23 protein-coding genes are annotated in these 22,291 nt (G+C 63.1%); 8 read left to right on the top strand and 15 right to left on the bottom strand.

Going from position 1 to position 22,291, the window contains the following annotated elements:
* The 10 genes from ACK5L9_RS11890 to ACK5L9_RS11845 form a co-directional block, all read right to left on the bottom strand.
* Window positions 1-127: helix-turn-helix domain-containing protein (locus tag ACK5L9_RS11890; RefSeq protein WP_416911678.1), on the bottom strand; the 127-nt coding region annotated here is incomplete at its 3' end.
* A gap of 115 nt (window positions 128-242) precedes the next feature.
* Window positions 243-1,400: an acetylornithine deacetylase gene (argE, locus tag ACK5L9_RS11885; RefSeq protein WP_416911677.1), complete on the bottom strand. Its 1,158-nt coding sequence runs from the start codon at window positions 1,398-1,400 to the stop codon at window positions 243-245.
* Between the two features lie 87 nt (window positions 1,401-1,487).
* Complete coding sequence (locus ACK5L9_RS11880) at window positions 1,488-2,420, bottom strand: hypothetical protein (RefSeq protein ID WP_416911676.1); 933 nt, start codon at window positions 2,418-2,420, stop codon at window positions 1,488-1,490.
* Complete coding sequence (locus ACK5L9_RS11875) at window positions 2,404-3,315, bottom strand: N-acetylmuramic acid 6-phosphate etherase (protein ID WP_416911675.1); 912 nt, start codon at window positions 3,313-3,315, stop codon at window positions 2,404-2,406. The genes ACK5L9_RS11880 and ACK5L9_RS11875 overlap by 17 nt, the downstream gene beginning before the upstream one ends.
* A complete protein-coding gene (locus ACK5L9_RS11870; RefSeq protein WP_416911674.1) occupies window positions 3,312-4,208 on the bottom strand; it encodes an N-acetylglucosamine kinase in 897 nt (298 codons plus the stop codon). Before ACK5L9_RS11870 ends, ACK5L9_RS11875 begins: the two co-directional genes overlap by 4 nt.
* A 16-nt stretch (window positions 4,209-4,224) precedes the next feature.
* The gene (locus ACK5L9_RS11865) at window positions 4,225-4,911 is read right to left on the bottom strand and encodes an N-acetylmannosamine-6-phosphate 2-epimerase (protein ID WP_416911673.1); all 687 of its coding nucleotides are present in this window, start codon (window positions 4,909-4,911) and stop codon (window positions 4,225-4,227) included.
* A complete protein-coding gene (locus ACK5L9_RS11860) occupies window positions 4,908-5,762 on the bottom strand; it encodes a carbohydrate ABC transporter permease (RefSeq protein ID WP_416911672.1) in 855 nt (284 codons plus the stop codon). The genes ACK5L9_RS11865 and ACK5L9_RS11860 overlap by 4 nt, the downstream gene beginning before the upstream one ends.
* Entirely contained in the window at window positions 5,759-6,709 is a 951-nt protein-coding gene (locus tag ACK5L9_RS11855) for a carbohydrate ABC transporter permease (RefSeq protein ID WP_416911671.1), read from the bottom strand. The genes ACK5L9_RS11860 and ACK5L9_RS11855 overlap by 4 nt, the downstream gene beginning before the upstream one ends.
* A 60-nt stretch (window positions 6,710-6,769) precedes the next feature.
* On the bottom strand, window positions 6,770-8,011 hold the full coding sequence (locus ACK5L9_RS11850) for an extracellular solute-binding protein (protein WP_416911670.1): 1,242 nt from the start codon (window positions 8,009-8,011) through the stop codon (window positions 6,770-6,772).
* A 26-nt stretch (window positions 8,012-8,037) separates the two neighbouring features.
* Complete coding sequence (locus tag ACK5L9_RS11845; protein ID WP_416911669.1) at window positions 8,038-9,096, bottom strand: ABC transporter ATP-binding protein; 1,059 nt, start codon at window positions 9,094-9,096, stop codon at window positions 8,038-8,040.
* A gap of 159 nt (window positions 9,097-9,255) precedes the next feature.
* Here ACK5L9_RS11845 and ACK5L9_RS11840 point away from each other — a divergent pair, with 159 nt between their 5' ends.
* Window positions 9,256-10,020, top strand: a complete 765-nt coding sequence (locus tag ACK5L9_RS11840) for a GntR family transcriptional regulator (protein ID WP_416911668.1) — start codon at window positions 9,256-9,258, stop codon at window positions 10,018-10,020.
* Between the two features lie 7 nt (window positions 10,021-10,027).
* Here the strand turns inward: ACK5L9_RS11840 and ACK5L9_RS11835 are convergent, their stop codons facing one another.
* Window positions 10,028-10,876, bottom strand: coding sequence for a MurR/RpiR family transcriptional regulator (locus ACK5L9_RS11835; protein WP_416911667.1), 849 nt, complete (start codon window positions 10,874-10,876; stop codon window positions 10,028-10,030).
* Window positions 10,877-11,070: 194 nt separating this feature from the next.
* On the opposite strand from ACK5L9_RS11835, the gene ACK5L9_RS11830 reads away from it, so the two are divergent.
* Genes ACK5L9_RS11830 through ACK5L9_RS11815 form a run of 4 tightly spaced genes read left to right on the top strand, consistent with a single transcriptional unit; the run spans window position 11,071 to window position 16,133 of the window.
* Complete coding sequence (locus ACK5L9_RS11830; RefSeq protein WP_416911666.1) at window positions 11,071-12,594, top strand: ABC transporter substrate-binding protein; 1,524 nt, start codon at window positions 11,071-11,073, stop codon at window positions 12,592-12,594.
* Window positions 12,595-12,613: 19 nt separating this feature from the next.
* Window positions 12,614-13,573 carry an ABC transporter permease gene (locus tag ACK5L9_RS11825; protein ID WP_416911665.1) on the top strand — a complete coding sequence of 320 codons (960 nt, stop codon included), beginning with the start codon at window positions 12,614-12,616 and terminating at the stop codon, window positions 13,571-13,573.
* Window positions 13,570-14,412 (top strand): ABC transporter permease, encoded by an 843-nt coding sequence (locus ACK5L9_RS11820; protein WP_416911664.1) that lies wholly within the window; start codon window positions 13,570-13,572, stop codon window positions 14,410-14,412. The genes ACK5L9_RS11825 and ACK5L9_RS11820 overlap by 4 nt, the downstream gene beginning before the upstream one ends.
* Entirely contained in the window at window positions 14,409-16,133 is a 1,725-nt protein-coding gene (locus tag ACK5L9_RS11815) for an ABC transporter ATP-binding protein (RefSeq protein WP_416911663.1), read from the top strand. Before ACK5L9_RS11820 ends, ACK5L9_RS11815 begins: the two co-directional genes overlap by 4 nt.
* A 13-nt stretch (window positions 16,134-16,146) precedes the next feature.
* On the opposite strand, the gene ACK5L9_RS11810 is transcribed toward ACK5L9_RS11815, so the two are convergent.
* The 4 genes from ACK5L9_RS11810 to ACK5L9_RS11795 all read right to left on the bottom strand — a co-directional run bounded on the left by ACK5L9_RS11810 (window position 16,147) and on the right by ACK5L9_RS11795 (window position 20,335).
* Window positions 16,147-17,790 (bottom strand): CTP synthase, encoded by a 1,644-nt coding sequence (locus ACK5L9_RS11810; protein WP_416911662.1) that lies wholly within the window; start codon window positions 17,788-17,790, stop codon window positions 16,147-16,149.
* 153 nt (window positions 17,791-17,943) lie between these two features.
* Window positions 17,944-18,465 carry a preprotein translocase subunit SecG gene (gene secG / locus ACK5L9_RS11805; protein WP_416911661.1) on the bottom strand — a complete coding sequence of 174 codons (522 nt, stop codon included), beginning with the start codon at window positions 18,463-18,465 and terminating at the stop codon, window positions 17,944-17,946.
* A gap of 76 nt (window positions 18,466-18,541) precedes the next feature.
* Entirely contained in the window at window positions 18,542-19,765 is a 1,224-nt protein-coding gene (locus ACK5L9_RS11800; RefSeq protein WP_416911660.1) for an MFS transporter, read from the bottom strand.
* Between the two features lie 21 nt (window positions 19,766-19,786).
* Window positions 19,787-20,335: an NYN domain-containing protein gene (locus ACK5L9_RS11795; RefSeq protein ID WP_416911659.1), complete on the bottom strand. Its 549-nt coding sequence runs from the start codon at window positions 20,333-20,335 to the stop codon at window positions 19,787-19,789.
* 111 nt (window positions 20,336-20,446) lie between these two features.
* On the opposite strand from ACK5L9_RS11795, the gene folK reads away from it, so the two are divergent.
* The 3 genes from folK to ACK5L9_RS11780 all read left to right on the top strand — a co-directional run.
* Window positions 20,447-21,046 (top strand): 2-amino-4-hydroxy-6-hydroxymethyldihydropteridine diphosphokinase, encoded by a 600-nt coding sequence (gene folK, locus ACK5L9_RS11790; RefSeq protein ID WP_416911658.1) that lies wholly within the window; start codon window positions 20,447-20,449, stop codon window positions 21,044-21,046.
* A 73-nt stretch (window positions 21,047-21,119) separates the two neighbouring features.
* On the top strand, window positions 21,120-21,476 hold the full coding sequence (gene rpoZ, locus ACK5L9_RS11785; protein ID WP_416911657.1) for a DNA-directed RNA polymerase subunit omega: 357 nt from the start codon (window positions 21,120-21,122) through the stop codon (window positions 21,474-21,476).
* Window positions 21,477-21,502: 26 nt separating this feature from the next.
* The coding region (locus ACK5L9_RS11780) for an HD domain-containing protein (protein ID WP_416911656.1) at window positions 21,503-22,291 on the top strand (789 nt) is incomplete at its 3' end.

The raw sequence follows: 22,291 nt of genomic DNA, 5'->3' as shown, positions 1-22,291 counted from the left end.
GCGGGGACCTCCCCGCCGCTCTGGATGGCGACGACACATTCACCTGTTGCGATGCAGCGGCGATACTGCCGGTGTCCCCCACCGCGACAAAATATTCCAGTTGCCTCAAGGTATAGCGCAGTTGCATCACCCACTCCGGTTCCAAGGCCATCAGCCCCGAAACCGGTTTCCGGCAAGGCGGCCCGCCACATGCGTCAGCCTGTCGCGGTCTGCCGGATTTGTAAATGATCCTGACACCTGGGTCAGACCAGACTTGCAAGCACCCGGTCCAGCATCCGGTCACAGGCCGCAAGCTGGGCGGCTTCAAGATATTCGTCGGGCTTGTGCCCCTGCCCGGCCATGTCACCCGGCCCGCAAACGACCGTCGGAATGCCGATCCCGGCGAAAAAGCCGGCCTCGGTCCCGTAGGCGACCTTGATCGGCGCGTCATGTCCGCTGAATGCGGCAACCCGGTGAACCGCAGGATCGTCCTGGCCGACCGCCAGACCCGGATAGGCATTGGTGGTTTCGACGATGATTTCCGCCTCGGGGCAGATCTGCCGATAGGGGCGCAGCAACTGTTCGATCCCAAGGGTCAGCCGCCCGAGAAAATCGGCCGGATCGTCGCCGCCGACATGCCGCAGCTCAAATTCGACGGTGGCCTTGTCGGGCACGATGTTCAGGGCGGTCCCGCCATTCATCCGCCCGGCATGAACCGTCGAACAGGGAATGTCATAGGCGTCGTCGCGCCGCCCGCCAGTGGCATATTCGTCCTGTAGGCCACGCAGCAAACCGATCAGATCCGACGCAAGATGCAGCGCATTCACGTAATTCGGTGCCAGCGAGGAATGACCCGCCTGCCCGTGGCAGGATGCGCGAAAGGCGGTCTTGCCCTTGTGACCGATGGCGGGGCGCATGCCCGTCGGCTCTCCGACGATACAAAGACCGGGCTGCCAGTGCAGGGCCTGATAACCGGGCATCATCTCGCGAATACCGGTGCAGCCGACCTCTTCGTCATAAGAGATACACAGCATCAGCGGCTGGTTTGTCGCCATACCACGCGCGCGTCCGGCCATGGCCAGCATCGAGGCGAGAAATCCCTTCATATCCGTTGTGCCCCGCCCGTACAGCCGCCCGCCCTCGTCGGTCAGCGCGAATGCAGGCCGCGTCCAGACCTGCCCCGCCACAGGCACCACGTCGCTATGCGCCGACAGCATGACCCCGCCCTGCCCTTCCCCCATCCGGGCCAGAAGCCCCGCCTTGGTTCCGGTCGGACCGGGAAGGCGATGGACTTGAAAACCCGAGGCAAGCAGATGATCACGGGCAAAGTCGATCAAGGCCAGATTGCTGTCGGCACTGACGGTTGGAAAGGCGATCAACCGGTCAAGCAGCGCCAGTGTCTCATCATGGGGTCTGGTCACGATATCCTGCCTGCATGATTGTCCAAAGCGGGTCACTATCAAGGTCTGCCTGATTTTCAGACCAATTTGCGACCGCTTCAAGGTGAATCAACTGCGCAAGCTGGCCCCGCCAATTGCGGCCCAATGGGTCGTCGTCGCGTTGCGGCGGATTTTCCAGCCTTCGGGCCGGTCGGGTGCGACCGATGACGAAAGGATGGCGGTCATCACGGTTGCGTCGTCGGCGGGCTTGACGCTGCGGCCATGTCCGGGATGGGCGTTCTCGAACCGGCGCATCGCGGCCACAGAGGCCAGCGCACCCCCCGCAGCGACGCGGCGCATAAGCTGTTCGCGCGGCAGCAGGCCGTATTCCTGATGGAGACGGGCGAACCCGTCCGATCCGACGATCAGGAACCCCGGCCCCCGGTGGCAATAGCTGATCGGTTCGGCGCAGGCGGCGCTTTCGGGGCGCAGGCTGATCGCGGTCGAGACCAAATCCTCGATCTGCGCGGTGCGGCGATCGCGCAATCGCTGCATGGTCGCGTCGTCCTTTGGCAACGATGCCGCGCGTGGCGTCTGCGGCAGGGGGCCGGTCCGGCCCATGGGCAGCCGGGGCGCAGCCCGCATGATCGCGTGAAAGCAATCGGCATATTGCAGCCCGGTCACATCCCAACTGTCACCGCGCTGGCGCAGGCACAGATAGGTCATCGCGGCCAGCGGGATTTCATAGCTGCGCAGATCGCCGCCCGCCGCCGCGTGATAGCGGTCGCCCAGTTCGGACAGCAATGGGGCCAGCATGCGCGGGGTCAGCCCGCCCGAGGCCGGGCTGACGCGTAGAATCCGGGTCATCCCCGCCGACAGCGCCCGCGCGAACCATGCCGGATCGCGCATGTCGGGCCGGACACGGCAGGGCCGGTCCGAAACCGAGGTCGCCCCGTCGATGACCCACAGATGTATCCCGGCGCGGTTCCGGCAAAAGCCGAAATAATCATCGCTCGGCGCGGTCGAGCAGGACGAAAAGACGATTTCAGTCAGCCGGATCATCGCCGGTCCGCGTCTGCGCCAGAACCAGATGCAGCCGCCCGCCTGCCGCCTCAAGCGCCGCGCGGGCCGCATCCACGGGCAGCGCGCGCAGGATCATCACCACCGCCAGCTTGATCGAGTGTCCGGCCTCGTTCAACACCCGTTCGGCCGTTGCGGCATCGCAATCGGCCAGATCGGCAACCATCTCGATGGCGCGGGCATGCAGCTTGGCATTGGTCGGACGCATCTCGACCATGCGGCCACGCCAGACATAGCCAAGCCGCAGGAAAATGCCGGTGGACAGGCAGGTCAGCACCGCCTTTTGCGAGGTGCCCGCCTTCATCCGCGTCGATCCGGCCAGAACCTCGGCTCCGGTGTCGGGGGCGATGACAATATCGCTGTGATCGCGCAACCGGCCCTGCGGGTTGTTGGTCACACCGATGGTCAGCGCGCCTGCCTTGCGGGCGTGATCCAGCCCGCCGACGACATAGGGCGTGTTGCCCGACGCGGCAATGCCGATCACCACATCGGCAGGCGACAGCGACAGCTCGTCCATCGAAGTACCGGCGGCCACGGCATCGTCCTCGGCCCCCTCGATGGCCTGTGTGATCGCCGCAGGCCCGCCCGCGATCAGCGAGACCGCACGTTCGGCGGGCCAACTGAAGGTCGGGACCAGTTCGGCGGCGTCCAGCGTCGCCACCCGGCCCGAAGTGCCGGCCCCCAGATAGATCAGCCGCCCGCCCCGCGACAGCCGGTCAGCGGCGGCATCGACAGCCTGCGTCAGGGGCGCGCGCTGCGCCTGAAGGCAAGCCACCGCCGCGATCTGGCTTTCGACCATGGCATCCACGATCTCGGTCGTGGGCCAGGTTTCGATCCCGGCATAGCGGGCGGCATGGGTTTCGGTGGGGCTTTTCATTCTGTCTCTGCTTTCTTCAGCGCCATGCGCGCGGCATGTAACGGCGCGTCTATCACAGGAAAATCGATGTCTTCACTGATAAGTTCTTTCTGGATCACCTCGCGGATCACCGGGTGCAGGCCGATCACCCGCCCGATGAACGAGACGCGCGCCTGACCGTTCCGGGCCAGCAGGGCACGGGCCAGCCGGACAAGTTCGCGGCCCGCCTGAAGGATGATGTTCAGCGCAAGCTGGTCGCCCGCATGCGCGGCCTCGGCCACGGGCATGGCCAACAGGCCGATCCGGCCACGATCCTTGCCATAGACATAGGCGCGGGTCGCGTCGCGGTCGTCGCCGCCGATGATCGAGAACAGCCGGTCGGCCAGAATCTCGACCCCGCGCGGGCTGCCATGCTGGTCGATGATGCGGAACACCTCATCCAGGGCGCGCAGGGCGATCCAGGTGCCCGAGCCGCCGTCGTCGATCAGGATCCCGCGCCCGCCCACCACGATGGGCTGGCCCTGCGGATCCAGCGTGACGCCGATTGACCCGGTCCCCGCCGAGACCAGATGCCCGCGCTGGCCGTCAAAGGCCGCATGCCATGCCAGGATCATGTCGTTGGAATAGCTGAAGCGTTCGGGCGGCAGATGGAACAGCGCCTTGATCTGGTTTTCAACCTGCACATTCTGGCTGAAACCCGCGCCTGTAATGCCGAAATGCGCGTATTCGGGCGGGCCGGACAGGGCGTCGCGGATTCCCTCAAGCGCACCGGCGAAGGCGGCCATGGACGAGGCGTCATAGATCAGCCCCGTCGCCCCCTCGGATATGCCGCGCGCGACCAGCTCGCCGGTTTCATCGACTGCGGCCCAACGCGATTCGGTACCGCCGGTATCGACGCCAAGATAAAGCGCCATCAAAACACGTCCTTGCTTATGCGAGCGCGGTCAGCCGGGCAACAAAGGCTCGGGTGATCTCTCGCGGGTTGGTGATCATGGTGCCGACCACGACGGCATGGGCGCCGGCGTCCAGCGCGCGGGCGGCGCGGTCGGGGGTATTCAGGCGGCCTTCGGCGATGACCGGAACGGCGACATGCGCGGCCAAATCCGAAATCAGCGCATAGTCCGGTTCGGCAGGCACCGGCCCGCCGCAATAGCCTGACAGGGTCGAGGCAACGAAATCGGCCCCCTCCTCTGCTGCCGCCACGCCCTGCGCCAGCGTCGCCACATCGGCAAAAGCCAGACATCCGGCGTCATGGATATGGGCAAGGACAATGCGCCAGTCCTCACCTCGCAGGCGCGGGCGGTCGGTGCAGTCCAACGCGACGATGCCCGCCCCCGCCGTGATCACCGCATCTGCGGCGGCACGGCTGGGAGTGATATAGACGGCCTCATCCGGGTCAAAGACCTTGTTGATGCCGATCACCGGCAGCGGCGTCTCGTGCCGGATTGCGGCAATGTCCTGCGCGCCGTTCGCGCGGATCGCCACCGCCCCGCCAGCCTCGGCCGCCTGCGCCATCGCGGCCATGAATACCGGGCCGTGCAGCGGGTTGTCGGCGCGGGCCTGACAGGACACGATCAACCCGCCTTTGGGCAACCCGCCTTTGGGAAGGATCGTCACTTCACCGCCCCCGAGGTCATACCGTTGATGAACTGGTTGGACAGCAGCACATAGACGATGGTGATGGGTGCCGCAGCCAGCGTCAGACCCGCGAACATCACCCCCCAGTTGGTGACAAATTCCCCGATGAAGATCGTCATCCCCTGCGGCAGGGTCTTGAGGCTTTCGTCCTGGATAAAGACCAGCGGAAAGAAGAAGTCGTTCCAGATCGGCACGAGGTTATAGATCCCCGCGATCACCATGGCCGGGCGGCACAGCGGCAGCATCACGCTCCACATGATGCGCGCTTCGGATGCGCCATCCATGCGGGCTGCGTCTTCCAGTTCCTTGGGCAGGGTGCGGATAAAGCCGGTCATGATGAAGATGGTCGAGGGCAGACCCATGGCGGTATAGACAGCGATCAGCGACAGGCGCGAATTCAGGATGCCAAGGTCGCGGAACAGCACGAAAAGCGGAATGATCGCCAGCTTCAGCGGCAGCATCAGCCCTGCCATGAAAAACATCAGGACAAAGGCAGAGCCCGAAAACTGATACCGCCCAAGCGCGTAAGACGCCATCGTGCCCAGAACCCCGATGCACAGGATCGACACGCCCGTCACGAAAAAGGAATTCCACAGATAGCGCAGGAAATTGCTTTCCGTAGCCATGGCGGTGAAATTCTGGAAATTGGTGAAATCGGGGATCGCGAACGGGTGCTGATAGATCTCCATGTTGGACTTGAAGCCCGAAAAGATCATGATCACGATAGGAAACAGCATCACGACGGTGTTTCCGATCAGGATGATCTGCATCAGCCCGTCGCGGCCAAAGACGGCCAGCAGGCCCCTGCTGGTGGTGGGTGCGGTGCTCATACTTCCAGTTCCCGCTTGCGAAGGTGAAGCGTCCAGACGGTGGCGACGATTGCGATAAACAGGAACATGATCACCGCCAGCGCCGAGCCAAGGCCGAAATCCTGCGTTCCCGCCGACTGATTGCCAAAGGCGGTACGATAAAAGACCAGCCCCAGCACATCGGTCGATCCGAAGGGCGAGCCGTCAAGCCCGGCCATGATATAGGGCAGTTCGAACCAGTTGAACGACCCGATGAACAGCAGGATGAACACCACCGTGGTCGAGGGCGCGATCAGCGGCCAGACGACCTTGCGGATGACGGTCAGTTCGCTGTCGGTCTCCATCCGCACGGCGTCCAGCAGCTCGCCCGGAATACGCTGCATGCCCGCAAGGAATACCAGCGTCGGAAAGCCGACCCATGCCCATGCGTTCACAAAGATCAGCGCGGCCAGCGCCGTTTCGCTTTGCCCCAGCCAGGGCTGCGCCAGACCGTCCAGCCCGACACTGCGCAAAAGCTGGTTCACGACGCCGAACAGCGGATGAAAGAACAGTTTCCACAGATAACCGATGATGACGGTGGACAGAACCACGGGCAGAAACACGGAAATCCGGTGCAGCCGCGCGCCGGGCAGTTCACGCCACAACGCATAGGCCAGCACGAAGCCCACGCCGTTCTGCACGATCATCAGCGAAAAGAAGACGATGACGTTATGCTTGAAGGCGTTCCAGGTGACGGCCGCGTAGGGTTCCTGAAACAGGATCGTGCGGAAATTTTCCAGTCCGATGAATTCGCCCCGCGCCAGACCGTTCCAGTCATAGAACGCATAGGCCAGGGCCGACAGGATCGGATAGACGACAAACAGTGCCATGACGGCCAGCGGCGGGATCAGCAGGAAACTGATCCACATGCCGCGCCCTGTCAGACGCAGCCCCGCCATTTTCTTGTGTGACATGGCCGCATCGCCCATGACGCTTCCTCATCCGGGATGTTGGTGAAGGGGGCGAGGCGAACCCGCCCCCGGTGATGGTCACTTCTTCTGGAACGGCTCGTAGTAAAGCGCGATTCCCTCGTTGACCTTTTTCGCGGCCTCTTCCGGCGTAGCTTCGCCTGCCAGCATCTTCTGCACCTCGGCCTGCAACAGCACCGAGCCCGACGGCTCCTGATAGCGGAAATTCGTCAGCATGATGTAGGGCACCGCATGTTCGTTCAGCGCCGCGACCTCTTGCAGCAGCGGATTGTCCAGCGTCACGCCAGGGATCGGAGAAAAGTTGCCAAGGGCATTGGCGAATTTCTGGCCAAATTCCGGCGTCGCGGTATAGGCCAGAAACGCCTTCACGGCGTCAGGGTTTTTGGTCTTGGCATTGCCGCCATAGCCGCCATCGAAGAACTTGCCGACCAGCTTTTCATCTTCGGCGGTCTTGCCCGGTGCGGCAAAGACGCCCAGCTTGATATCGGGGTTCTGGCTTTGGATATTGGCCAGCTCGAACGAGCCGCCGGCAAACATGCCCGCCATGCCCGAGGCGATCAGTTGCTGCGACGACGGATAGTCAAGACCGGTGAACCCGTCGGGGAAATAGGCGCTGATGTCCTTCAGCGCCTGAAGGCCGCCGACAAAGCGCGGATCGGTAAAATCGGCCTTGCCCGCCTCGACATCGTCAAAGAACTGCCGCCCGATCACCGACGAGGTCAGCGCCGAGACGATGGTTTCGTTCTGCCACGCGGTCGCGGTGCCATTGGCAAAGCCGAACATCCCGGCATCCTTGATCGCCTTGGCATTTGCCGTCAGCTCGTCCCAGGTTTCCGGTACTTTCAGGCCAAGCTGATCGTAGATGTCCTTGTTATAGATGACCAGCATCGTCTGCGAGGCGAAGGGCACGGCATAGGTCTTGCCATCCGCGCGCAGCGTTTCGGCCTTCAGCGCGTCGGCGGGCATCTGCGCCAGCCCCGGCACGTCCTCGGGGCCAAGCGGCAGCAGATAGCCCGCCCCCGCGACGGTTTCAAAGGCACCATAGGCGCGTACCATCATCAGGTCAGGGCCCTGATCGGCAGCCAGCGCGGTGGACAGCACGGTCGCATAGCTGGCCGCCTCGAACGCCTCGAACTTGATGTTGATGTCGGGGTTCTTTGCCTTGAAATCCGCGATCAGGGTTTCATAGGCGGCGCGATCCTCTTGCCGCCAGCTCCACAGGGTCAGATCCTGGGCAAGCGCGGGAACGGCGAAAGTCGTCGTCAGCAACGCAAAGGTTGCGGATTTCAGCATGTTGGTCATGGTTGCTTCCTGTTGGTTATGTCTTGTCAGAGGCGTTTGCCGGTATCGGCATCAAAGAAATGCATGGCCTGCGGGTTCGCCATCAGCCGCAGCGCACCAGCATGGGCCAGCGCCTCGGGCCGGGTATCGCTGCGCACCGAGACCAGCGTGCCGTCGCCAAGCCGCGCATAGACATAGGCGTCGCTGCCCAGATATTCGGAATACACATGCTGGGCGGCGAAACCCTCGCCATCATCCTGAACCGTGAAGGCATCGGGCCGGATCCCCAGAGTCACGCGCGGCCCCGAGACCGGCGCGCCAGGAATTTCAACCGTACCGCTGCCCGGAATCGAGAAACGGTCGCCGTCACGCGTGGCCGTCACCAGCGTCATCTTGGGCGAGCCGATAAAGGTCGCGACAAAGGTGTTGCAGGGCGTTTCGAACAGCTCGCGGGGGCTACCCACCTGTTCGATAATGCCACCATTCAGCACCACGATCTTGTCGGCCAGCGTCATCGCCTCGACCTGATCATGGGTGACATAGATCATCGTGCCGCCGATATCCTGATGCAGCTTGGCGATTTCCAGCCGCACATCCGACCGCAGCGCGGCATCAAGGTTCGACAGCGGCTCGTCCAGAAGGAATACATCCGGCTTGCGCACCAGCGCCCGCCCGATCGCCACCCGCTGCCGCTGACCGCCCGACAATTCCCGCGGCTTGCGTTTCAGCAGCGGCTCCAGCTTGAGGATCCCGGCCGCCTCGGCGATGCGACGGTCGATCTCGTCCCTGGCCAGCCCCTGCAGGCGCACGCCGAAGGCCATGTTCTCGTAGACATCCATATGCGGGTACAGCGCATAAGACTGAAACACCATGGCGATGCCCCGCCGGGACGGCGCGACATGTTCCATCGACTTGCCGTTAATGATGAATTCCCCGCTGGAAAAACTGTCCAGCCCCGCGATCAGGCGCAGCAGCGTGGACTTGCCGCAACCCGAAGGTCCGACAAAAACAACCAGTTCGCGGTCGCCGATTTCCAGATCGATGCCGCGAATAACCTCGACACCGTTAAAGTCCTTTCGGACGTCGCGCAATGATAGCTGAGCCATGCCTTCCTCCAGCATTCCGAGGGGGACATTAAAAACTGTTAGGTCCATTGTCAATCCATTTTAGATCCATTTTGGATTGATTCGTTTAACATAATGTACTTAAAGATAAATTATGCAATTGACACGCGATCAATGCTGTGGAATGGTATTAAAAAGGACTTGTATCAGGCGGGTATCGGGGTGTCGGACAACATGTTTCGCGCCGCCATCGGGCGGCAGGCGGCGCAGGGGCCGCTGTATCGGCAGGTCAGCGCCGCCATCGCCGATCTGATCGGCTCGGGCGCGCTGAAGCCGGGCGTGATGCTGCCGCCCGAACGCGAACTGGCAGCGATGACCGGCCTCAGCCGCGTCACGGTCAGCCGGGCGATGAAGGAACTGGTCAAGGCCGGACGGCTGATGCAGCGGCAGGGTTCGGGCACCTATGTCGCGAATCAGACCACCGCGCCGGCGGCACCGCAGCAGGGGCTGTCATCCTTTTCCGAGGAAATGACCCGGCGTGGGCTGGTCGCGCGCTCGGACTGGCTTAGCCGCAGCATCAACCCGCCCACCAATGAAGAGATGATGTCGCTTGGCCTGTCCGCGCATGACATGGTCGCGCGACTGGTTCGGGTCCGGGTGGCGGATGGCGCGCCGCTGGCGATCGAACGGACATCGCTGCCCGCTTTTGTGCTGCCCGATCCCGCTGCCATCGGCTCATCCCTCTATGACGCGCTGCGTGCCAGCGGCCACACCCCGGTGCGCGGCATCCAGCGGATCACCGCGACCAACCTGACCCCAAAGGACGCCCAGGTTCTGGGCATCCTGTCAGGCGCGGCCGCCCTGCGGATCGAACGGGTGTCCTATCTGGCCAGCGGTCGCGCGCTGGAATACACGCGCGGACTGTATCGCGGCGACAACTATGATCTTGTGACCGAGCTGACATAGGCCGGGGTCAGATCTTCAGCGATTCGACGGCATCACGCGCGGCCTGAATCAGCGCATTGGCATGGCTTTCCGACTGCACCAGCAGGATGAACAGCAAATCCGTCAGCGCAAGCTGCGCATCGCGCGTAAAGATCGCCGAACTGCGCGCCTGCAATTCGTCGCCAACCACGAACAACCGGATCGCCGCCCCCTTGGCCAGTCTGTTGGGCTGCACCCCGGTGACGGAAATCACCTTCGCGCCGCGTTGGGCGGCGGTTTCCGCGATGCGGCAGGTTTCCAGCGTATTGCCGGAAAAGGACATGACGATACCGATGTCGTTCCGGTTCAGCGTGACCGCATTGGCGATCTGGATATGGCTGTCGGGATCGTACAGCACCATATAGCCCAGCTTTTGCAGCTTGTAGGCCAGATCCCGCGCCACCAGGGACGACGCCCCCATCCCGACAAGTTGGATCCGCCGCGCCGCGCGGATCGCATCAAGCGCGGCCTGAACCGTGGCCTCTTCGTTGACCGAAAGTGTCTCTTGTATGGCATGGATCTTGGCCCCCAGCAGCTTTTGCAGGGTCGTCGCGAAATTGTCGCTGCTGTCGATGGTGCCGTGGATCACCCCCGCCGGCGCGCGCCATGTCTGCGAGGCCGCCCGCGTCAGTGCCACCTTGAAATCCTGATAGCCGCGAAAACCCTGTTTCTGGCAGAATTTCACCACGCTGGACTGGCTGCGCCCGGTGCGCTGCGCCAGTTCGGCCGAGGACAGGCGGATCGCCTCTTCCGGGGCGTCCAGAACAAAGCCTGCAATCTCGCGCTCGGCTAGGGTCAGGCTGTCAAGTTGCCCCCTCAGGATGGTCAGGATCGACATGGGTTTCCGATTCGCTATTCCTGAGGCGGTAATAAGGCGGAATGAGGCGTCGCAAACAAGGAATAAAATATCGTCATTAAGATTGACTTAAGGAATAAAATAGTCTAGCGCAGCAACAAGACCGAGAGGTACGGTTTTGCCCGAGAAACCGGCGCCGATGCCGCCTAATTCACGATCATGCAGGGAGATGAGACATGATTGACCGCTTTTCAAACGCGCTGAAACTTGCCGGTATCGCCATGACGCTTGGCGCATCGCTGGCCGGCGGCGCGGCATGGGCCGAGACGCTGAAAGTCGCGTGGTCGCAGGATGTGACCGGGCTGGATCCGCACAAGCAAACCGCCTTTTCGTCGATCCGGTTTCTGGAGCTTGTCTATGAACCGCTGGTCAATCTGGACAGCAAGGCCGATGTCGTTCCGGCCTTGGCCGAAAGCTGGGAATTCAACGGCGATGCGACCGTGCTGACCATGCATCTTGCCCCCGGCGCGACCTTTCACGACGGCTCGCCCGTGACTTCGGCCGATGTCCGGGCCAGTTTCGACCGGATCCTGGACGAACAGACCGGCGCAGCGGCGCGCGCAAATTTCACCGCCATCACCTCGATCGAAACGCCCGACGACGCGACCGTGGTGTTTCATCTGGACGGCCCGAACGTGCCCTTCCTGACGGCGCTGGCGACCATCAACGCCGCCATTCTGCCCGCGGCCGCCATCGAGGCGGGGAAGGTCGGAACCGAGGTGGTCGGCTCGGGGCCGTTCCGTTACGTAAGCTGGACTCCGAATGCCAGCGCAAAGCTTGCGGCTTTCGAGGGCTGGCATGGCGGCGCGCTGCCGCTGGAGGGGATCGACATTTCCGTTCTGCCGGACGAGACCGCGATTCTGGCGGCCATGCGTTCGAAGCAGGTGGATTTCGCGCTGATCAACGATCCTTTCGTCGCAACGCTGGTGCCGCAGACGCCGGGGCTGAATCTGGCCAAGGCACCGCTGCTGTCCTATCACGTCCTGCAACTGAACCCCGCCCGCGCCCCGCTGACCGATCTCAGGGTCCGGCAGGCGATTTCCTGTGCGGTTGACCGGCAGGACATTCTGGATACAGCCCTGCTGGGAGAAGGGGCCGTCACCGGACCGCTGACCATGGCCGCCTATGCCACTCCGACGGATGAACTGTTCTGTTACACGCGCGATCTGGACAAGGCGCGCGCGCTGATGGCCGAAGCCGGACAGGCGGACGGGTTCGCCATGACCATCATGGCCGCCACAGGCGAGCCCCCCACCGCCGCCGCCGAGGCGCAGGTACTGCAATCGCAGCTCAAGGAAATCGGCATCGACCTGACCATCGAGATGAAGGAACAGAATGTCTATGTCGATGCCTGGCTGAAGGGCGACTTCGACATGGCGGTGGCGCTGAACAGCGGACGGCCCGATCCCTTTACCATGTATAACCGCTATTGGACGAAGGACGGCAATCTTCAGAACGTCGCGAATTACATCGATGACGATCTGAACAGCCTGATGCGGCAGGGCCGCGAGGAAACCGATCCCGCAAAGCGCAAGGAAATCTTTCACAATTTCGAACGCCACATCGCCGAGATGTCGCCCTGGGTCTGGCTGTATACCGGCTATACCTATGCCGCCGAACAGGACTATGTGCAGGGGTTCGAACCGACGCCCACCGGGTCGCTGTTCGGGCTGACGAAAACCAGCGTCGCCCGCCAGTAAGGCGCATCGGGGAAAAGCTATGTCCTACCCGCTGAGGCGATTGCTGATGTTTCCGCTGGTCATGCTGGGCGTGGCGGTTTTCGTGTTCATCTCGATCCGGCTGGTGCCGGGTGACGCCATCACGGCGGCGCTTGGCACCGAATCCGGCCTGCTGACCCCCGTCCAGCGCGAGGCGCTGGCGGCTTACTATGGCCTCGACCAGAACTGGTTCACGCAGTTCTGGCACTGGTTCGGCGGCGTGCTGACCGGCGATTTCGGCATTTCGACCACCTATGGCCTGCCGGTCATGACGGTGATCCTGCGGCATTTCCCACTGACGCTGGAACTGGCGGTCCTGTCGATGATCATCGCGCTGACGATCGGCCTGCCCGCCGGTATCTGGGCGGCAACGCACAAGGACCGGCCCTCGGATCTGATCGTGCGGGTGCTGGCGATGCTGGGGCAATCGACGCCAAGCTTCGTTGTCGGCCTTCTGCTGATCTTTGTTCTGTCGGTCGGGTTCGGCGTACTGCCCGCGATGGGCAGTTTTGTCCCCGTCACGCAGGATCCGCTGGCCAATCTGGCGCAGATGATCCTGCCCGCCTTTACGCTTGGCTCGGCCTTTGCGGCGGCGGTGATCCGCATTTCGCGTTCGGCCATGCTGGACATCCTGCGCGAGGATTACGTGCGCACTGCCCGGTCCAAGGGGTTGTCGCGGCGGCGGGTCATCTGGCGTCACGCACTGCCAAATGCACTGATCCCCGTGGTGACGCTGTCGGGGGTGGAATTTGGCTATCTGCTGGGAGGCGCGGTGCTGGTGGAACAGATCTTCGCGCTGCCCGGTCTGGGCCGGACGGTGCTGAACGCCATCCTGCAACGCGACTATGCGCTGGTGCAGGGATCGGTCCTGTTCATCGCGTTCAATTTCATGGTGGTCAATCTGCTGGTCGATCTGGCCTATGCGGCGCTTGACCCGCGCATCCGTTTCGAGGCGAAATGATCACCTTGCTGAAAGACACCGCCCGTCACCCGTCGGGCAGGATCGGGCTGACGATCATGGTGCTGTTCCTGATCGCCGCCATCATGGGCGGGCTTGGGCTGACACCATTCGATCCGCTGGCACAGGACCGCATTGCCCGGCTGCAACCGCCCTCTGCCGTGCATTGGCTGGGTACCGACATGTTCGGACGCGACGTCACCTCGCGGCTGATGGCGGGAATCGGGCAAAGCTTTGTCATCTCGTTCTTTTCGGTCGGGGTCGCCACGCTGATCGGCACTGTTCTGGGGTTGACGGCGGCATGGTATGCAGGCCTGTGGGATGGCATCGTCATGCGGCTGATGGATGTGCTGCTGGCCTTTCCGGCGATCCTGCTGGCGCTGCTGATCATCACCATCTTTGGCCCCGGCACATGGACCTCGGTTCTGGCCATCGCCATTGTCTATACGCCGATCTTCACCCGCGTCGTGCGCGGCCCGGCCCTGTCGCTGCGCCGCCGCGATTTCGTCGATGCGGCGCGGACCTTTGGCTCGTCGCGCGGCTATATCATGACGCGGCATCTGGCACTGAACCTTGTCGCACCGCTGACCGTGCAGGTCACGCTGGCGCTGGCATGGGCGCTTGTGACCGAGGCGGGGCTCAGTTTTCTGGGGCTTGGGACGCAGCCGCCCTTCGCCTCGCTGGGGCTGATGCTGGCCGATGCACGCAACCTGATGGAGATGGCGCCCTGGCTGCTGCTGGTGCCCGCCGTGGCGCTGATGCTGGCGGTGCTGGCCTTCAACCTGCTGGGTGACGCCCTGCGCGACATCCTTGACCCCAAGACACGAAGGACGCTGGCATGAGCCTTCTTTCGGTACGCGACCTGAAGGTGGGCTTTGGCCCCCGCCCCGAGACGAACGAGGTCGTCCACGGCGTCAGCTTCGACCTTGCGCCGGGCGAGACGCTGGCGATCGTCGGCGAATCCGGTTCGGGCAAGTCGGTGACGTCGATGGCGTTGAACCGGCTGGTCGATTTCGGCGGCGGCAGGATCACGCAGGGATCCATCGGCTTTACCCGCGCCGATGGCAGCCGCATCGACCTTGCCACCGCGCCCGAACACGCGCTGGAGGGGATCCGGGGCCGCGAGATCGGCATGATCTTTCAGGAACCCATGACCTCGCTGAACCCGGTCCTGACCATCGGCACCCAGATCGAAGAGATTTTCCGCCTTCAGCATGGCATGTCCGGTGCGGATGCAAGGGATGCCGCACGCAAGGCGCTGGAGCGCGTGCGGATCCCCGATGCCGCCCGCCGTCTTGCCGCCGCCCCGCATCAATTGTCAGGCGGCATGCTGCAACGGGTGATGATCGCCATCGCGCTGGCCTCGAACCCGCGCCTGCTGATCGCTGACGAGCCGACGACCGCGCTGGACGTGACCATTCAGGCGCAGATCATGGCGCTGCTGGCCGAAATGAAGCGGGAAACCGGTACCGGCATGATCTTTATCACCCATGATATCGGGCTGGTGGCCGGTTTTGCCGACCGGGTGATGGTGATGCAGAACGGGCAGGTGGTCGAACAGGGACCGCTGGATGCCATTCTGGACGATCCGCAACACCCCTATACGCAGCATCTGCTGCGTGCGGTGCCACATTTCTCGGACGGGCGGGCGGTGCGCAGCGACGCGGTCACGGACCGCACGGCGCTGAATGTGCGCGATCTGACGGTGCGCTTTCCTGTCCATAGCGGCTTTTTCCGCCGCCAGACCGGCAATGTCCACGCCGTCGAGTGCGTCAGCTTCGAGTTGCGGGCAGGCGAGACCTTGGGGATTGTCGGCGAATCCGGGTCGGGAAAATCGACCACGGCGCGCGCGATCCTCGACCTGGTCAAACCCGCCAATGGGGTGATCGAGGCCAGCCAGACACAAAGCGGCGGCACCGACAAACCGGTGCAAATGGTGTTTCAGAACCCCAACGCCTCGCTGAACCCGCGTCTGACGGTGCGGCAAATCCTGGCCGAACCGCTGACTGCCGTGGGTCGCCGCATCGACGATACCGCGCTTGGGCGGATGCGGATGCTGCTGGAACGGGTGGGCCTGCCCGAAAGCAGTCTGGTGCGCTATCCGCACGAATTTTCCGGCGGCCAGAGGCAACGGCTGTGCATCGCCCGCGCGCTGATGCTGAATCCTTCGGTTCTGGTTCTGGACGAGGCCGTGTCAGCGCTGGATGTGTCGGTGCAGGCAAAGGTGCTGGATCTGCTGGTCGATCTGCAAAAGGACTTTGGCCTCGCCTATATCTTTGTCACGCATGACATGGCCGTGGTCGAACGCATCGCGCATCGCATCGCCGTCATCTATGCCGGCCAGATCGTCGAGATCGGTCGCGCCCGCGACCTGTTGGCCACACCGCGCCACAGCTATACGCGGCAACTGATCGGCGCTGTCCCCTCGTTGGACCGGCGGCATGCAGATTATGGCCTTGATACGCGGGCGGTTCCGTCGCTGGTGCGTCCGCTTGGCTACGAACCCCGGATCGCGCCGTGGCAAAGCGCGGGCCAGGACCATCACTACCGGCAAGAGGCCTGACGGCGCGGCGGGATCAGACCAGCCGCCCCTCTTGCATCGCGGCACGCACGAAACCCGCGAAAAGCGGCGCGGGTTCGAAGGGTTTGGATTTCAGTTCCGGATGGGACTGCACACCGATGAACCAGGGATGATCGGGGTATTCGATCACCTCTGGCAGCTTGCCATCCGGGGACATGCCGGAAAAGGTCAGGCCCGCCGATTCCAGCGCGGTGCGGTATTTCGCGTCCACCTCATAGCGGTGGCGGTGGCGGTCCTCCATCTGCAAGGCGCCGCCATAAATTTCGCTGATCCGCGACCCTGGCGCCAGAACCGCCGTATATGCCCCCAGCCGCATCGTGCCGCCCTTGTCGTCCCCGACCTTGCGCTGCACCGTGTAATTGCCCTGCACCCATTCCTTGAGGTGATAGACCACCGGGGTAAAGCGCGTCTTGCCCGCCTCGTGGTCAAATTCCTCTGATCCGGCATCCGGCATGCCCGCCAGATTGCGGGCGGCCTCGATCACGGCCATCTGCATGCCAAGGCAAATGCCCAGATAGGGAACGTTCTTTTCGCGGGCATAGCGGGCCGCCGTCACCATTCCCTCGGTCCCGCGTTCGCCGAAACCGCCGGGCACGATTATGCCATGAAAGCCGTCCAGCAGATGCGCGCCGTCGCCCTCAAGCTGTTCGCTGTCCACCCAGTCGGCGCGGACACGGACGCGGTTGGCCATGCCGCCATGGGTCAGTGCCTCGGCGATGGATTTATAGGCATCCTCAAGCTGGGTGTATTTGCCGACCACGGCGATTTTCACCTCGCCCTCGGCATTGTCCAGCCGGTCCATCACATCCTCCCATTTCGACAGGTCGGGACGGGGCGCGGGGCTGATCTGAAAGGCGTCCAGCACGGCGCGGTCCAGCCCGGCGCGGTGATAGGCCAGCGGCGCCTCATAGATCGAGTGCAGGTCATAGGCCGGGATCACCGCATCGGGACGGACATTGCAGAACAGCGCAATCTTGGCGCGTTCCTTTTCCGGGATGGGCTGTTCGCTGCGGCAGACCAGAACATCCGGAGCCAGGCCGATGGATTGCAGTTCCTTGACGCTGTGCTGGGTGGGCTTGGTCTTAAGCTCTCCGCTGGCGGCCAGATAGGGCAGCAGTGTCAGATGCATCAGGATGCATTCGCCACGCGGGCGTTCATGGGTGAACTGGCGGATCGCCTCGAAGAAGGGGAGCCCCTCGATATCGCCGACCGTTCCGCCGATCTCGCACAGCATGAAATCAACCTCATCACCACCGATAGCAATGAAGTCCTTGATTTCGTTGGTTACATGCGGAATGACCTGAATGGTCTTGCCCAGATATTCGCCCCGTCGTTCCTTTTCCAGAACGTTGGAATAGATCCGCCCCGAGGACACGCTGTCGGTCTGGCGCGCCGACACGCCGGTAAAGCGTTCGTAATGGCCCAGGTCCAGATCGGTTTCCGCCCCGTCATCGGTGACGAAAACCTCGCCATGTTCGAACGGGCTCATGGTGCCGGGATCAACGTTCAGATAAGGGTCCAGCTTGCGCAGCCTGACGGTAAAGCCCCGCGCCTGCAACAGCGCCCCCAGTGCCGCAGAGGCCAGCCCCTTGCCAAGGCTGGAAACCACGCCGCCGGTGATGAAGATATAACGCGCCATAAAGACCCCGTGATGTGCAAATTCTGTCAGGCTGCGGGCCGTCTGACGACCAGCATCACGGGACTTGAGGTATAAACGATTCGCCCCGTGTCCGCAACGGACCGCAAGTGGATGTGGGGGCGAATTTCCCTCGCCCCTATGTGTGGTGTGGCGTCAGTTCGACGGCGTACCGCCCTGCGCCGGGGCCGGGGGGGCCGCATCGCGGGTCGCCGCCGGTGCCTCGGCAGGTGCGGGCGTGGCTGGGGGCGGCGCGACGGCTTCGGCAGGGGCAGGTGTCTGTGCCGCAGGGGCCGCCGGTGCGGGGGCCGCAGGCGCGTCCGGCGTGGGCGGGGTCAGCGGATCGCCACCTGTCGCGGGCGGGGGCACATAGGCCGGAACGCCGGGCAGCGTCGGCTCGGGCGTGCGGTCGGCGGGTGCGCCGATCTGGTCCATGATCGAGCTGGTGCTGGATTGCTGCGCCGCGATGATCGTCAGCGCGATCGAGGTGCAGAACAGCGCGATCCCGAAAATCCATGTCAGGCGGGTCATCGCGTTCGCTGCCTGTCGTCCCGTCATGACGCCGCCGCCACCGCCGCCACCCATGCCAAGGCCGCCGCCCTCGGAACGTTGCAGCAGCACAACCCCGGTCAGCAGGACTGCCAGAATCAGGTGGATGGTCAGCACGACGTTTTGCACGGAGTTCGGCCTTTCATTTGCGGACGCGCCTATCTAGTCACCCCGGCAGGTGATGGCAAGCGCGGTCTCGTCACGATCAGCGCCGTCCGCGGGCCAGCCGCCGGGCCTCGGGCATGCGACGCAGGGTCAGCATCGCCCATGTGCCAATGGCAGGACCGGGCAGCAGCACGAGAAACGCCCATTGCCAGCCGCCCAGAAGGTTGGCGACCAGCGGCATCAGCCAGATCGCAAGAATCGTCAGCGCAAAGCCGATGCAGACCTGCAAGGTCAGCGCCGTGCCGATCAGACGTGGATCGGCCAGTTCCGTGACCGAGGCCGAAAACTGCGCACTGTCGCCGATGATCGAGATGCCCCAGACCACCGCAATCACCGCCAGCAGCCAGGCCGGGCCGTCAAAGGCGAAACCGATCAGCAGCGCACAGGTGCCTGACACCGCCATCATCCCGGCGGTGGTCAGGCAGCGCCCGATCCGGTCGGACAGCACCCCCCCGACGATGCAGCCGATCACACCGCCGCCCACCACGACGAAGGCAAAGGCCGAGGCGTTGCCAAAGGGCGCGACGCCCCCCTGCCCCGCCGCCGTGGCGAAGGTCAGAAACCACGCCCACATCGCATACAGTTCCCACATATGTCCGAAATAACCCAGATTCGCCAGAAACACTGGACGGTCGCGCAGCACAGCCAGCGTCTGGCGCGGATCGAAGGTGGCACGGCCAAAGGCATGCGGCCCCTCGCGCACCAGAAAGCCGAAAATCAGCGCCGAGGTCACGGTCGCCAGCGTCGAGGCCAGAACCACGGCGCGCCAGTCCAACCCCTGCCCCAGCGCCCTGAACAGGTGCGGCATCGCCGACCCCAGCGTCAGCCCGGCGACCAGAACACCCATGGCAAAGCCGCGCCCGGTGACGAACCACGTTGCCATCAGTTTCATCGCGGGCGGATACAGCCCCGCCAGCGCCGCCCCGGTCAGCAGCCGGGCGACAAAGGCCCAGCCAAAGCCCGGTTGCAGCAGCAGCGCGGCATTGGCCAGCGCGGCGATCACCGCCGACAGGGCGATCAGCCGGGTCAGGCGCACGATATCGGGAAGGTTCACAAGGGACGAAGCCAGCGCCCCCAGCACAAAGCCGATCTGGACCGCATTGGTCAGCCACCCCGCCTGCGCGGGCGACAGGCCCCATTCGCCGATCAGCTCGGGAATGACCGCCGTGGCGGAAAACCAGCAGGTCATGGCCCCGATCACGCCGGCACAGATCAGTGCCAGCGCGCGGTCACGTCCGGTCCCGGCGTCATTTCCTTGCGTCATCGGACCGGACAGCAGAACATGTCAGGCGTCTGCCTGCGGCTCACGCGGGGGGCGGCCGATAATGTCGCGCAATGCATCAAGTTCAATGAAGTTATCCGCCTGACGGCGCAAATCGTCCGCGATCATCGGGGGCTGGCTGCGGATGGTCGAAACAACGGAAACCCGCACGCCCTGACGCTGCAACGCCTCGATCAGGGGCCGGAAATCACCATCGCCCGAGAACAGCACCACATGGTCCAGCCGGGGAGCCAGTTCCATCGCGCTGACCGTCAGCTCGATATCCATGTTACCCTTGACCTTACGCCGTCCCATCGCATCGGTATACTCTTTTGCGGGTTTGGTGATGACGCAATATCCGTTATAGTGGAGCCAGTCCACCAATGGCCGAATCGGGGAGTAATCTTCGCCTTCAACGAGAGCAGTGTAATAATACGCTCGCAGCAGTTTGCCCCGGCGGTCGAACTCTTGTCGCAGCAGCTTGTAATCGATGTCGAAGCCGAGGGCCTTCGCTGCCGCGTAGAGATTGGCACCATCTATGAAGATGGCCAGCCGGTCGTCCTTGTAAAACATTCTTGTTGCCTTCAATAAGCAGTGTCTTTGTTCACCGATCCGGATACGTCAGGGTGAGGGACCTGTGGGCGTGTCCGTTCCGGTTCATCGTTTGTAGGGCAGCAGGGCCGCATGCATAAGCTATCTTTCGGTATTATCGCGCTGGGTGCAAACCTGCCGTCTGCCGCTGGAAGCGTGTGTCAGACGCTAACGGCGGTGGCGGGCATTGTGCACGCTGAACGGGATATTTCAATATCGGCAATGAGCAGATTCTGGAAAACCCCTGCATTTCCGGCGGGTTCCGGGCCTAACTTCATCAACGCCGCGATGGTGGTCCGCACACAGTTGAATGCTGAAACCCTGCTGAATTATCTGCACAAAATTGAGCGAAATTTTGGTCGTGACCGCCGTTCGGGACGCTGGTCAGCCCGTGTTCTGGACCTCGATTTAATTGCTTTTGACAACCTCGTGTGCCCAAATGAGCCGACTCACTCCGAATGGAGAGAATTGCTACCTGATCAGCAACAGACCCTGACTCCGGACCGTCTTATCCTGCCTCATCCCCGTATGCAGGACCGCGGTTTCGTGCTGGCCCCGCTGGCGGAAATCGCGCCGGACTGGTGCCATCCGGTGACCGGACGGACCGTCGCGCAGATGCTGAATGCCCTGCCCGAGGGCGCGATGGCGGGAATGACGCCGATAACATCGTGCAAGAGGCAGGCTTTCGCTTGACATTCCGCCGGATGATGACCACTTATCCGGCTTCGCCCCCGGCTCTACGATTCGCAACAGCACAGGTGACAGCATGGCCCGCGTAACGGTTGAAGACTGCGTCGACAAGGTTCCCAACCGCTTTGACCTGGTGATGCTTGCCTCGCACCGCGCGCGCGAAATGGCGGCAGGCAGCCCTCCGACGGTTGACCGCGACAATGACAAGAACCCGGTCGTCGCCCTGCGCGAAATCGCCGACGAAACCCAGCCCGTCGATGACCTGCGCGAACGGATGATCGAATCGAACCAGACCCAGATCGAGGTCGATGAACCCGAAGAGGACGCGATGGCGCTGCTTCTGGGGGCCGAAATCGACCGCCCGGCACCCATCGATGAGGAATCGGAAGAACGGATGCTGCGCATGATGCTGGAAGCAAACCAGCGCGGCTGACAGGCATTCAGGGGTCCTCGGCAAGCATGATCGACGTCGAAGACCTTATCGCGCTGGTCCGGAACTATAACCCGCGCAGCAATACCGACCTGATCCGCGACGCCTATGAATACGGGATGCGGATGCATGAGGGGCAGTTCCGGCACTCGGGCGAGCCCTATTTCACACATCCCATCGCCGTCGCCGCCATCCTGACCGAAATGCGGCTGGACGATGCGACCATCATCACCGCCCTGCTGCATGACACGGTCGAGGACACCCGCTCGACCAAGGAAGAGATCGCTCAGCTTTTCAGCAAGGAAATCGCCGAACTGGTCGATGGCGTCACCAAGCTGACCAATCTTCAGCTTTCCTCGGCCCAGTCCAAACAGGCGGAAAATTTCCGCAAGCTGCTGATGGCCATGTCGCGCGACCTGCGGGTCATTCTGGTCAAGCTGGCCGACCGCCTGCACAACATGCGCACCATCCGGTCCATGCGGGTGGAAAAGCAGGTGCAGAAGGCGCGCGAGACGATGGACATCTATGCGCCTCTGGCCGGGCGCATGGGCATGCAGTGGATGCGCGAGGAACTTGAGGATCTGGCCTTCAAGGTCATCAACCCCGAGGCCCGCAATTCCATCATCCGCCGCTTTGTCAGCCTGCAAAAGGAATCGGGCGATGAGATCCAGCAGATCACCGCCGACATCCGCACCGAGATGGAAAAGGCCGATGTGGACGCCGATGTCATTGGCCGCGCGAAAAAACCCTTTTCGAGCTGGCGCAAGATGCAGGAAAAGCAGCTTGCCTTTTCGCGGCTGTCCGACATCTACGGCTTT

Origin of the sequence: Paracoccus sp. (in: a-proteobacteria) (genome assembly GCF_047973135.1) — a bacterium.
GTDB lineage: Bacteria > Pseudomonadota > Alphaproteobacteria > Rhodobacterales > Rhodobacteraceae > Paracoccus.
The sequence above is the reverse complement of the archived record's forward strand: the minus strand, read 5'-3'. Positions and strand labels throughout refer to the sequence as shown.

Coding starts and splice junctions, on each gene's coding strand:
- ACK5L9_RS11815 (WP_416911663.1), top strand. CDS start 14,409: ATGAGCCTTCTTTCGGTACGCGACCTGAAGGTGGGCTTTGGCCCCCGC.
- ACK5L9_RS11850 (WP_416911670.1), bottom strand. CDS start 8,011: ATGACCAACATGCTGAAATCCGCAACCTTTGCGTTGCTGACGACGACT.
- ACK5L9_RS11820 (WP_416911664.1), top strand. CDS start 13,570: ATGATCACCTTGCTGAAAGACACCGCCCGTCACCCGTCGGGCAGGATC.
- ACK5L9_RS11845 (WP_416911669.1), bottom strand. CDS start 9,096: ATGGCTCAGCTATCATTGCGCGACGTCCGAAAGGACTTTAACGGTGTC.
- ACK5L9_RS11830 (WP_416911666.1), top strand. CDS start 11,071: ATGATTGACCGCTTTTCAAACGCGCTGAAACTTGCCGGTATCGCCATG.
- ACK5L9_RS11795 (WP_416911659.1), bottom strand. CDS start 20,335: ATGTTTTACAAGGACGACCGGCTGGCCATCTTCATAGATGGTGCCAAT.
- ACK5L9_RS11875 (WP_416911675.1), bottom strand. CDS start 3,315: ATGAAAAGCCCCACCGAAACCCATGCCGCCCGCTATGCCGGGATCGAA.
- ACK5L9_RS11835 (WP_416911667.1), bottom strand. CDS start 10,876: ATGTCGATCCTGACCATCCTGAGGGGGCAACTTGACAGCCTGACCCTA.
- ACK5L9_RS11880 (WP_416911676.1), bottom strand. CDS start 2,420: ATGATCCGGCTGACTGAAATCGTCTTTTCGTCCTGCTCGACCGCGCCG.
- ACK5L9_RS11825 (WP_416911665.1), top strand. CDS start 12,614: ATGTCCTACCCGCTGAGGCGATTGCTGATGTTTCCGCTGGTCATGCTG.
- folK (WP_416911658.1), top strand. CDS start 20,447: ATGCATAAGCTATCTTTCGGTATTATCGCGCTGGGTGCAAACCTGCCG.
- ACK5L9_RS11855 (WP_416911671.1), bottom strand. CDS start 6,709: ATGGGCGATGCGGCCATGTCACACAAGAAAATGGCGGGGCTGCGTCTG.
- ACK5L9_RS11810 (WP_416911662.1), bottom strand. CDS start 17,790: ATGGCGCGTTATATCTTCATCACCGGCGGCGTGGTTTCCAGCCTTGGC.
- ACK5L9_RS11860 (WP_416911672.1), bottom strand. CDS start 5,762: ATGAGCACCGCACCCACCACCAGCAGGGGCCTGCTGGCCGTCTTTGGC.
- ACK5L9_RS11870 (WP_416911674.1), bottom strand. CDS start 4,208: ATGGCGCTTTATCTTGGCGTCGATACCGGCGGTACCGAATCGCGTTGG.
- ACK5L9_RS11800 (WP_416911660.1), bottom strand. CDS start 19,765: ATGACGCAAGGAAATGACGCCGGGACCGGACGTGACCGCGCGCTGGCA.
- rpoZ (WP_416911657.1), top strand. CDS start 21,120: ATGGCCCGCGTAACGGTTGAAGACTGCGTCGACAAGGTTCCCAACCGC.